Annotated in this window: 9 protein-coding genes and 1 pseudogene; 3 read left to right on the top strand and 7 right to left on the bottom strand. The window is 36.3% G+C overall.

Annotated elements, in window-relative coordinates; genetic code table 11:
* Positions 1–33: 33 nt before the first annotated feature.
* Both PMAN_RS04310 and PMAN_RS04305 read left to right on the top strand, forming a co-directional pair.
* A pseudogene (locus PMAN_RS04310) lies at positions 34–273 on the top strand (endonuclease III); the annotation flags it as partial.
* 205 nt (positions 274–478) lie between these two features.
* On the top strand, positions 479–2,389 hold the full coding sequence (locus tag PMAN_RS04305; protein ID WP_008131420.1) for an aminotransferase class V-fold PLP-dependent enzyme: 1,911 nt from the start codon (positions 479–481) through the stop codon (positions 2,387–2,389).
* A gap of 284 nt (positions 2,390–2,673) precedes the next feature.
* On the opposite strand, the gene PMAN_RS04300 is transcribed toward PMAN_RS04305, so the two are convergent.
* The 6 genes from PMAN_RS04300 to PMAN_RS04275 all read right to left on the bottom strand — a co-directional run bounded on the left by PMAN_RS04300 (position 2,674) and on the right by PMAN_RS04275 (position 9,234).
* Positions 2,674–5,100: a PAS domain-containing hybrid sensor histidine kinase/response regulator gene (locus PMAN_RS04300; RefSeq protein ID WP_010558043.1), complete on the bottom strand. Its 2,427-nt coding sequence runs from the start codon at positions 5,098–5,100 to the stop codon at positions 2,674–2,676.
* Positions 5,101–5,245: 145 nt separating this feature from the next.
* Positions 5,246–5,905: a hypothetical protein gene (locus tag PMAN_RS04295; RefSeq protein ID WP_010558044.1), complete on the bottom strand. Its 660-nt coding sequence runs from the start codon at positions 5,903–5,905 to the stop codon at positions 5,246–5,248.
* A gap of 1 nt (position 5,906) precedes the next feature.
* Positions 5,907–6,407, bottom strand: coding sequence for an RNA polymerase sigma factor (locus tag PMAN_RS04290; protein WP_010558045.1), 501 nt, complete (start codon positions 6,405–6,407; stop codon positions 5,907–5,909).
* A 387-nt stretch (positions 6,408–6,794) separates the two neighbouring features.
* On the bottom strand, positions 6,795–7,532 hold the full coding sequence (locus tag PMAN_RS04285; RefSeq protein ID WP_010558046.1) for an alpha/beta fold hydrolase: 738 nt from the start codon (positions 7,530–7,532) through the stop codon (positions 6,795–6,797).
* Positions 7,533–7,543: 11 nt separating this feature from the next.
* Positions 7,544–8,218: a fibrobacter succinogenes major paralogous domain-containing protein gene (locus PMAN_RS04280; RefSeq protein WP_010558047.1), complete on the bottom strand. Its 675-nt coding sequence runs from the start codon at positions 8,216–8,218 to the stop codon at positions 7,544–7,546.
* Positions 8,219–8,283: 65 nt separating this feature from the next.
* Positions 8,284–9,234 carry an SDR family oxidoreductase gene (locus PMAN_RS04275; RefSeq protein ID WP_010558048.1) on the bottom strand — a complete coding sequence of 317 codons (951 nt, stop codon included), beginning with the start codon at positions 9,232–9,234 and terminating at the stop codon, positions 8,284–8,286.
* Positions 9,235–9,404: 170 nt separating this feature from the next.
* Here PMAN_RS04275 and PMAN_RS04270 point away from each other — a divergent pair, with 170 nt between their 5' ends.
* On the top strand, positions 9,405–10,277 hold the full coding sequence (locus PMAN_RS04270) for an AraC family transcriptional regulator (protein WP_010558049.1): 873 nt from the start codon (positions 9,405–9,407) through the stop codon (positions 10,275–10,277).
* A gap of 107 nt (positions 10,278–10,384) precedes the next feature.
* On the opposite strand, the gene PMAN_RS04265 is transcribed toward PMAN_RS04270, so the two are convergent.
* The gene (locus tag PMAN_RS04265) at positions 10,385–11,773 is read right to left on the bottom strand and encodes a sensor domain-containing diguanylate cyclase (protein ID WP_010558050.1); all 1,389 of its coding nucleotides are present in this window, start codon (positions 11,771–11,773) and stop codon (positions 10,385–10,387) included.
* Positions 11,774–11,912: the final 139 nt, after the last annotated feature.

The following is an 11,912-nucleotide window of genomic DNA, read 5'->3' as shown; positions in this document are numbered from 1 at the left end:
CTGTATCACAATCTAGTTTAATTATATATTGTCTGGCCGACAATCGCTGTCGACACACACATCGATCGTGTATCGAACCGCACTAAATTTGCTATGGGTAAGAACGTTGTTGAAGTGGAAAAAAAGCTCGAAAAAGTAGTGCCAAAAGAGTTCAAAGTTGATGTCCACCATTGGTTAATTCTTCATGGCCGCTACGTGTGCACTGCTCGCAAACCTAAATGCGGCAGCTGTATTATTGAAGACTTGTGTGAGTTTAAAGATAAAACAGAGTAAAAGATAAGTTTACGCATAGTGATCAACTTTTTACTTTAAAACAGTTGTAGGACATTCGCTTGCGTGAACTTTTATTGAGAATGAAACATTAAACATGGACGTGCATAAAATATAATTAATGCACATTTACAAAGTATTAATTTCACAAGTGCCAATGCATTGGTTATGCTACTGAGTATTATATGATTTTATTACGAAAACCCCTATGTTGCCTTTACTGCGTATATTATTAATTGAGCAAGACCAAGCCACTTTAAAAGAGTTGTCTACAAATCTCTCTAAAGCGATACCAAATTTTGAGCGAGACGATATCCATATCGATATTCTTGAGCGTTTTACGCTTAAAGATGCGATAACAAGTGTTGAAGAAGATGGTGATATTCAGGCTGTTGTACTTAGTTGGGATTTACAAAACAAGGTTGGCGAGAGAACGTATAGCCGCTTTATTGAGCAGTTAAAAGCCATTCGATTAGAGCTTCCAGTTTATGTAATTGGCGATGATACTAAAGGGCTGGAAATAGTCAACGAGTCAGAAGAAATTGAATCGTTTTTCTTTAAAGACGAGGTTATTTCTGACCCCGAAGCTATTTTAGGCTATATGATCAACGACTTTGACGACCGTTCAGAAACCCCGTTTTGGACTGCGTATCGCCGTTATGTTGGCGAGTCGAACGATTCATGGCACACACCGGGCCATAGTGGTGGCTCTAGCTTTAGAAACTCGCCTTATATTAAAGACTTCTATCAGTTTTATGGCCGCAATGTGTTTGTTGGCGATCTGTCGGTATCTGTCGATTCGTTAGGCTCTTTATCTGATAGCACCAATACCATTGGGCGTGCTCAAGAATCTGCAGCTGCAACGTTTGAGGTAAAGCATACCTACTTTGTTACTAACGGGTCTTCTACTTCAAATAAAATTATTTTACAAACCCTGTTACGTAAGGGGGATAAGGTCATTATTGACCGTAATTGTCATAAATCTGTTCATTATGGCATTTTGCAATCAGCCAGTTTACCCATTTATTTATCGAGTATATTAAACCCTAAATATGGTATTTTTGCGCCACCTTCGTTAGCCGATATAAAACAAACAATAGAGCAAAATACCGATGCAAAACTACTGGTGCTTACCGGTTGTACTTACGATGGTTTATTAAGCGATTTAAAACAAGTTGTGGATTTTGCCCATCAACACGGCATTAAAGTATTCATTGACGAAGCCTGGTTTGCTTACTCTTTGTTTCACCCGAGCCTGCGTTACTACTCAGCCATTCATGCTGGAGCCGATTATGTCACTCATTCAGCACATAAAGTGGTATCGGCGTTTTCACAGGCGTCTTATATTCATGTGAATGATCCAGACTTCGATGCAGATTTTTTTAGAGAAATTTACAGTATTTACGCCAGTACATCGCCCAAGTATCAGCTTATTGCCTCGCTTGACGTATGCCAAAAACAATTGGAAATGGAAGGCTATAAATTACTTAATGCCTTGTTAAACCATGTCGACGAATTTAAACAACAAATGGCATCGTTGAAATACATTAAAGTGCTGGGTAAAGACGATTTTATGGAAATATTTCCACACTTTAGTGAAGATAATATGGGTCACGATCCACTAAAAATCCTTATCGATATTAGTGAATTACCCTACTCATTAAAAGACATTCATAAGTTTTTATTAGATGAAATTGGCCTAGAAATAGAAAAATACACTCACAGTACAATTTTGGTATTATTAACGCTTGGTGGTACTCGTTCAAAGATTATTCGTTTATACAATGCATTAAAAAAACTTGATAGTGGGAGAGTAAAACTAGCCAAATCAACAAGGCGCTCTCGCTTGCCAGAAAGCTTACCAGCCATCGATTTAGCGTGTATTCCAGGCGATGCTTTTTATGGCGAACGCGAGTCGGTGCCTATTGCTAAAAGCAATAATCGTATTTGTGCTGGTTTAGTTACCCCCTATCCTCCAGGTATACCGTTATTAGTTCCAGGGCAACACATCACTGAAGAGCATATCGAATACTTAAAAGAGCTTGCCGGTCAAGGGTTAACTATTCAAGGTAGCTTTGATGGTGAAATTTATGTTCTAAAAGGTAAAATAGAAAAATAACCAGTATTGGACCCATTCACTTAATTAAGTGAGCTATTTTGAGGCTGGAAAAACGTGTTGATAGCTAGGCAAAAATATCACTATTTAGTTGCTCTAAATGAACATTTTGTAACGCAGGTAGCGACATGTTTAGCCTCGAAAAATGATTAAGTATTATTGCAGATTAGTATTACATACAATATTCTACGAGAAATTTGTCAGTAGTTTTTAAACCCTGCTGATGTTATTTTCAAAACCAAATACTTTTCTATTGGACAGGCCTTATTTTATATAGCCAACATTAATTAAGCGATTAAATACAAACAACGCCTGAGTGTGCCATATAACTCGTTGATATCGATTGGTTTAGGTACATGAAAGATGAAACCTTGCTGGTAGTAATGTTTTACGTCTTTATCCATTACATTGGCTGTTAACGCAATAATAGGCAAATTTGGCAGTATTGTTTTTATCTGTTGATTAGCCTCAATCCCATCCATAACCGGCATATGAATATCCATAAATACCAAATCAAACAACTCTAGTTGAACTGCCTCAAACGCAAGTAAACCATTTTCGACAATTGTAATATCGGCATTTGTTTTAGCCATCATGGCTTTAATCAACACTTGGTTAATATTGTTATCTTCAGCAATAAGTATTTTTTTACCCTTTAAATTAGGCGCTTTAAACGATTTTTTAGGGGCTTTATCTGCTATGTTATTTGCTTTAGGTAATGGTAATTTAATCGTGACAGTTGTACCAAGCCCTTGCTTACTTTGGATATCGATTTCGCCGCCCATCATTTTAACTAAGCTGGTGGTAATAGACATGCCTAAACCTGTCCCGCCATATTTTCTTGTTGTAGAGGAGTCTGCTTGAGTAAACCGCTCAAAAATGTGCTCAGTAACTTCCTTGCTCATACCTATTCCTGAGTCTACAACCTCTAGATATATAGCCTCTTTACCTTCAAAAACTTTACTGCTCGCGTTTATTTTAACACTTCCCTTATCTGTAAATTTAACCGCATTAGAGCTTAAATTTAATAGTATTTGCTTAACTCGAACTAAATCACCTACCCAATATTCGTAATAACTTTCATCTTTATTTACGGTAAAGCCGATACGTTTTTCACTAACTAAGGAGTCTAAGTCATAGGTTATAGAATTTAATACCTCAGTTAATGAGAATGATGCTTTTTCTAACTGTAGTTGGTTGGACTCTATCTTAGAGTAATCTAAAATATCGTTAATAATAGTTAAAAGGCTTTGTCCCGAATAAGAGGCATTTTTAAGTACTGCCCTTAACTCTTCAGGTAAATTAATATTTTTTAACAGTTGCAAACCACCTAGAATTGCATTCATAGGGGTGCGAATTTCATGACTCATATTAGCCAAAAAGTCACTTTTTGATTGTGCAGCATTTTCAGCAGCTAACTTTGCATCGAACAATTTTCGTATTGCATCTACTTTTTCGGTTACATCGTAATTTACACCAACTACTTTTATGGCTGCACCATGCGAATCTCTCAATATCTCTGCACTTGCTTTAATTGTCCGGATATTTCCATCAGGGTGTACAACGCGAAACTCTGGGTCGTAAATGCCTACCCCGTTGATTGCTTCATCCAACATACGTTCATTATGTTCAACGTCATCGACATGAACTCTATCAAGCCATGCTTGGTATGTGCAGGAAAACTCTAACTCTGAGATGCCGTATAATTTGTACATCCAAGAATCCCATACTAGTTTTTCTGTTTTTAAATCTAACTCCCATACCCCAATACCCGCAGAGTCATTGGCTAATTGCATACGCAAAGCAAAAGAATCCACCTTTTCTTTCGCCGTTTTAATTTGTTGCTCACTCTGTTTTTGATGAGCTATATCTTGAACGACAGACCAAATAAATGTTTCACCTTTGCTATCTGTAATTTTTATACCCGATAATAATACGGGATATACATTGCCGTTTTTATGTATATATTCTTTTTGATACGGCCCATACTGGCCATATTTAGCAAGTAATTCTAGCTGTTCATGTTCTTGTTTCTCGTACTTTTCAGGGGTGAGCTGCCAATAGTCCATTTGATTTAGCTCATCAACGCTATAGCCTGTGATTCTGCCAAACTCCTCATTCACAAACTCAAAGCTGCCGTCAGATATTGAATTAATTGCAATACCAACGGGTGCCAAATCAACAAACTTTTCAAACTTTTCTTTTTCTCCCAAAAACGCTTGTTTAAATCGCTGCTTTTCTGAAGCTTCGGTACTGATTTTTTTTTGGGCTATTTCTATATCGGATATGTCTCGACCAACCGCCAATATTAATTGACTGCCCTCTATGAATAATCCAGTCAAGTTAACTAAACAGTTAAACGTTGTGCCATCTAAACGCGAATGTATCCATTTAAAACTATGAAAGCCCTGTTCTATGGCGCAATTTATATGCGCTTTAGCTAAAACATCTGAACGATTACCACAGGGTTGTAACTCGGGTGACAAGTCAGCAGGACTAAGGTTTAAAAAGTTGCCCATGCTATTAACACCGTGCATATCAATAGCTGCTTGGTTGCATTCTATAAACTTACCTGAGCTTAAATCGATAACTGAATACGCGTCGGCCGAAGCGTCAAAGATTTTTTTGTACTTATCTCGTTCATAAGTAAGCTCAGCAATCGCTCGCTTTAGTTTTGTGTTTTCTTGCTCTAGATTATTTTTACTGGCAGGCACTACTTCTAACTCATTAACTACGCGTTTTACATAGTATAGAAGCGATGAAAAAATTTGGCAGCTTAATTACAGAAAAATCAATTATCTAAAGAGTTTATGCAAAAAAATCATTAACTATTTTCTACACAAACACAGCATTTGATAACTAACTTTCTATTAACTCAGAGCTATTTAAAAACTCAGCCATAGTGACCAAACGTTTACCAACAATAAATTGAACACTCGCATTAACCCATTTCTCAGAAATGTTCTTATAATTTAATTTAGCAAATACCCATGCTGTAGCTATAAAAAGCAGTACTGACGACAAAGAGTAAAACCAAATCATGTGCAGCTCTAAATACTGATATAAATCAATTCCAAAAAGTAGATCAAACCCAATAAAAACATAAGCAAGATAAAAGGGAACTGACATAAGTAGCAACTTGGTCAATTCTAATTTATGAGAACAAACACGGTAAAAATCTTTTTGTAGTTGGTTAACTGGTTTTGAATAGTCAATGTTTGAAATTAAAACAATTTGGCCAATATTTCCTGCAAGCCCAATGATGGCAAACAGGTTGAGGACAAAGCCTGAAATTATTGGCGCTGAAAAAGTAAAGCCTGCAGCAATATACTTCCACAACAGTACAATGATAATTAAAAAGACAACGCTTTCAATTATTCGTGCCCATTTCATTTTATTAAGTGCTTTTATTTGTTTATTTATTTTTATTTCAGCAAGCTTTGCTTGATTAATTTCAATAGCACTATGTGTATCAGTGCTTTGTTGTTGCCAAGCGCTTTTAAAGTTATCTAAATTCATGTTAAGAATCCCGTGTTTCAAATTGAAGTTTTAATGTGTGTTTAATTCGACTAATTCGCGTAGCAACATTGGTTTTACTGATCCCTAAGCTATTGGCTATGCTTTCGTAAGATTCACTCTCTAAATAAAGGAGCATAATCGCCTTATTTAATTTATCGAGTTGACCAATAAACTCATATAACTGCTTTACCACCTCGTTGCTCTCACCTTCTTGCGATAAGTCAGCAATCTTCACTATGCACTCTTCATTTGCTTTATCTTCTCGCCGACTGTCTTTTCGGTAATAAGATATAGCTACATTCAGCGAAATTCGGTACATCCACGTTGAAAACTTATAAGCATTGTTGTAATTATCATAAGCTAACCACATCGTTGTTAATATTTCTTGGGCTAAGTCTTGTCGGTCATCTTTGTTTTGACAGTATGAATTCACAATTTTATAAATAATGCCTTTATGTTGCTCCATTGCTTGAGCAAATTGTGTTTTTTTAGTTGTGGTCATTTACTGGTTAATCCATCACTTTTTCTTAATTTCATAATATTGAGGTTTTGAAGTTTATTTAATAGCATAAAGCACTCTAGCCCTATTTACGGGTATGCCTTCGATATGTTTTAAATACTATTTAAAACATATCGACCCTAAAGTAATATCTGCTTAGTTTATTACCTAGTTATTCGCAGCAACTGCGAAAAAATCACAAGTTCAAATAAAATTTTTCAATTCAAGCGTTAAACGCGTTGTTAACTCTCTATTTTTAGTCGATGGTAAATATTGCTGAAGAGGCTTTATTAAGTGGGTTTAATATTTAAACGGTGGCTTTTAACCTCTCTGTTAAGGTTAAATAAACTGAAGTATTTTTTGATAGTAGCTAGCTAATCATGCATAAAATTAGTGCTTAAAATAACCTGTTTGTAAAAAATGTACAGTTTGATAAGCAACATTTTCGTTGTAGCGCATTTCAGAGTGGCTTACATTAATAGTAATAAAATCATGCATGTTCGCTAATTTAGTGGATTCAACCGATACAAGCCCATCATTAACACCATTAAATTTATCGTTAGTTAAGCTAGACGACTTTGTACCTGCTATTACGCCAAACTTTACAGTTAACTCTCCCAAATTATTACCAAGGCTATTCACACCTGTAACTAATGATTTGCTAATGCCACCTCCTAAAGTAATTAACCAAGAGTTTTTAAAGTGATCAGCCAGTTCACTCCCTTTATTTGGCGTGCCTATTAAAACACTATTTCCTATAGCCGCATTTTTTAGTGTGTGATTAGCGTTTTGTAAATATGCTCTAATTACTAACCCACCTAAAGAATGCCCTACAAAGTGCACTTTTGAAGAATTGATAATACAGGCATCTATTTGTTTTGTTGTGTCTTTCAATACTGCCTCAACACTTTCGCCAATTGTTGCGTAATCTAAACTGCATACTTTATACCCTGCTTGCTCTAGCCTTTGCGCTAATTTCCACATGGCCCAATCGCTTCTTCCTAATCCATGTGCCAGCACAATAAGATCTTTATCAATATCATCGCCCGACGAAGCTTGGTTCGTATTTACGCAACCTGTTGCTGTAAAAAGTGTAATAAACAACACGAATGTAATTTTTAATAGCATTATCTAACCACCTAAATTTTTACGCATCGAACTGAAAACATATACTCTTTATTAAGCTTCGCACGGCGAATTTCGCCCTTGTGAGAGTTCCACCACGAATAAGCAAGTGTTCTTGCATAAGCCTCAGAATTAGTTGCATTGGTGCTTGTCCAAAACTCGGTATACATACCCTGAGTGATATACCAATTTCCTAATTTGACCCCCGCAGGCATAGCAGAAAAGCCGTATTTATTTACTTGCAATTGATTAAAACGCTTAAAAATAGTGTCGGGTTGCTTTACTTTTAACGTAATTGCCACGTCGTCTTGTCCACGCCACCCAAGTTTATCCACGTCTGTTTTATCTATTCCTATAGCTATCTCTAAAGCTTTGTAGTCTTCATCAGAGGCGACTCGCCATCCTTCTGGGCAGAGGTTTCGCGTATCTGTTACGTCATACCAATCGTAAAGCCTACCATAAATAGCTAAATTACTTTTATCATCATTAGGTATAAAGCCAGTATTAACCTTTGAGCCATCTTGAAACTTAGTCACACGAAGGTTTTCAGCTAACCATATTTGTTTACCAATCGTAACTGTTCGATAAATATTACCTTCATGATCCTGAACCAACGCGCTATTTATTGATGGTTGTGAAGTGTTTTGTTCGCTAATAAGTTCATTCGCTAACGTTGTTGAGGCCGACATAAATACTCCCAATATATAAATGAAATGTTTTATAGGTGAGGTGCCCGTCAAGTAAATATTGCTTTCTACAGTTGCCATTTAAATGCTGTTTGTTGTTCCGAAAGCGTCCATAATTTTGTTAAAACCTTTTTATCTAACACAAATGATTCGAGCTTACATTCGCCTACAGGGCCGCCAAAGTTTAAAAATCCGGTTGGTCCGTAGTAGGCATGCTGTTTTAGGTTACTTTGAGCTGCGCACATTACTTCTGGATAAGCGCCTTTTTCAGCTGATTGAGCAACACCCAGTTTGACCATAAATGACCACGATAACCTAGTAGCAAAACTTGCTGTTTCCCTAATTAATGATGTGTTTGATGCCCCAGGATGACAAACATATACTTCCACATTTTTATCGGCCGCTTTAACTTTACTTTGCAGTTCGTAAGCGAACATCATTTGCGCCAATTTACTTTGGCTATACACTTTATTTGCGTTGTAATTTTTATCCCAGTTCATGTCTTCAAACTGAATTGTTTTAAGCCCCATTTTGTGCCCTTCACTCGACACCACAACAATACGTCCCTTCGATGTGTTAATTCGCTCAAACAACAAACCGCATAATAAAAAATGGCCATAATGGTTAACGCCTAACTGGCTTTCAAAACCATCTGCTGTAAATTGTTGCTGCTCAACTTGCGCTATTGCACCATTACAAATTAGTGCGTTAATTTGAGGTACTTTTATCAAAATTTCTGTGCAAGCAGTGCGTACTGATGTCAAATCGGCTAAATCCAATGTTATAAAGCTGACGTTTGCCCCGCTGCCAAATTCATCCTTGAGCTTTGTAATTGCCAGCACAGATTTACTTGGATTACGATTTAGCATAACAACATTAGCTCCCTTAGAAAGTAATATGCGAGTTGCTTGAAAGCCTGCGCCTGTATTTGCTCCCGTAATTAGATAAGTTTTGCCATGCAAAGCGCTTAAGTTCTCAGGTGTCCAGCCGTTAGGCCCAAATTGATTTTTTTGCGTCATAATGTTGTCCGAGATGAATAACGTTAATTTTGATATGCAGACATTATAATCTCAGCCACACATGCTAAAAGGCTTAATAATCCTTAAAACATGCCTATTTGTATCACCTTATTGAGTTACACAAACTCTAATGCTAATTTTACCACCTGTTTAACGAGTGATTATTGACTATGAGTAAAGCCAAAATACTACAACTAATTAATAGAAAAATGAATGAAAGCGGCATGGTACAAACAGGTATTGAAGGCATTCAATTATTTAAAATCACAGACCCTATTGAATGTTCACCAGCGGTCTATGAACCTTCTGTCACGGCTATTGTTTTAGGCACAAAAGAAGCTATTTTAGATGGCAACAAACACTTTTATGACAACACACAATACATATGTTGCACAATGCCTATGCCTATTGAAGCCGGCACTCCAAAAGCCTCGACAGATAACCCATTAATAGGTGTATATATTTCGATAGATACAGGAATTATGACCGAGTTAGCACTCGAGATACAGAGCGCAACTAGCACCCAACAAATACCTAACGTGAGTTATCCTTCACAAAGTATTTTAACTGCCGATTGGGAACATAACTTTACCGATGCGTTGTATAAAGTGTTGCTGCTCGACGATGATGCTATTGATTTAGCCATATTGAAGAAAGCACGCTTGCGTGAACTATATTACGCGCTGTTAAAAGGTCAAGCAGGCTATGCGTTTAAACGGGCATTTGGTGTGGGTAACGAGATTGCACGTTCAATTGCATTTTTATCCTCTCATTTGCATGAAAACATAACTATTGAAGACATGGCTAGCCAAATAGGTATGAGCCGCGCTGTATTCCATCGTAAATTTAAACAAGCAACTAACATGTCCCCTATTCAATTTGTTAAATCAATGAGGCTTAATCATGCCGCCATGCAAATAACACAAGGAACCAATGTCAATGTTGCAGCCATGGAAATGGGTTATGTAAGCAGTTCTCAGTTCAGCAGAGAGTTTAAAAGAATGTATGGCTTATCGCCCAAGCAATGGAGCCAACAAAATTAGCACAATAAAAGCGATATTTTAACGCCTTATAAATGTAAAAGAGTGAGTACCTAACTTGTGAAAAGTTATACTTATTAGCTTAGTAACACTGCATAACCCAACTTATCTTATGGTTCATAAATAATTTTATAACGATCTTTGCCAGACTTTTTAATTTGGTACATTGCCGCATCTGATTTTTTTATTTCATCATCTATGTCAGTGCTATTGTTTGGTGATACCACGTTTAACCCCATACTTACGGTTACATTTATTGTGTTTTCACCTTCAACAGGCACTTTAAGATCTCTAATTGCATTTATAAGTTTTTCGGCAACGGGTTCAGCATCGTCTACTTCTTTTAAAATAACAGCAAAAGCAAACTCTTCACCACCAAAGCGGCAAAATACATCATCAATTCTCAATATGTGCGTTAATATGTTTGCTAATTCAACAAGTACGCGATCACCCACATCATGACCATAGGTATCGTTAACAGCTTTAAAGTTATCAACATCAAATAATCCAAACGCAATTATACCCCCACGCCTGACACTTCCTTTGACTAATTTATTAACTTGATCTGAAAAAAAGCGACGATTAGGAATTCCAGTTAATGGGTCAAAAAACGCTATTTTTTCAAGTTGAGACTTAGCTTGTTGTAATTCAAATGTTCTTTCTTGTACTAAATTTTCTAGGTTAACTTTTAACTCTTTTAAATCTTTATTTCGTTTTTCTAACTGTTCGGTTTGAAATTTACTTTTTGAAACATCCCGTTGAATTGCTGCAAAATGAGTAACCTCACCAAACTTATTTTTCAACGGAATAATATTCATTTCAACCCAATAGGGCCTTCCTCTAACATCATAATTTAACAGTGTTTCAGTTACTTCTTCTCGACGTTCTAGCGCAGCGTATATTCTTTGTTTGCCTTTAGAATCGGTCAAATCACCTTGTAAAATTCGAGGCGTTTCACCAATAACTTCTGCTGAGGTATAGCCAGTGAGTACTTCAAAAGCCTTATTTACGTAAATTATTTTAGGCCCTTCAGGGTGTTTGATATTTTTTGCATCGGTAATAACAACCATGTCTTGCGTATTTTCGACCACATCTTGAAATGAAATTTGCTGCTTAGCGTCAGAAATATCAGTGATGGTTACAACAATAAAGTTTTTATCATTATCGTGGCCTTCAAAGTAAGCGTTAGCCATAAACCAGCTTATGTCTTTTTTTGCCCCGCCAACAACACCTATAATTTTATTAACTACTTTATTTTTTGTAGCTTTAACAATATTAACTGGATAATCATCAACAGACATTAGATTGCTTTGCTCGTCAATGAGTGTCCAATTAGGGTCATAAATGTCTCGCCCTATTGCTTGCTCGTAATCTAAATTTAGTAACTGCAAACCGATTGGGTTTATGTAAACAATTGATGTATCCCAGTTATGAATAATCACACCTACTTGTGCATACTCAAGTAAGTTTTTAAAATTTAAATCACTGATACCATTCATGAATGATCTCATTTGAAAAAATATTAATACCAAAAAGGTAGTAAACAAATAGAGAAAATGAAACCAATTAGTACCTAATTTAATTTAAAAACTGCTCATTATTTAAACCTTAAAAATAAAAAAGCAAGCCATAGTGGCT

The organism is Pseudoalteromonas marina (genome assembly GCF_000238335.3).
Taxonomy (GTDB): domain Bacteria; phylum Pseudomonadota; class Gammaproteobacteria; order Enterobacterales; family Alteromonadaceae; genus Pseudoalteromonas; species Pseudoalteromonas marina.
Note: the sequence above shows the minus strand (reverse complement) of the source record. Positions and strands in the feature narration are given on the sequence as shown.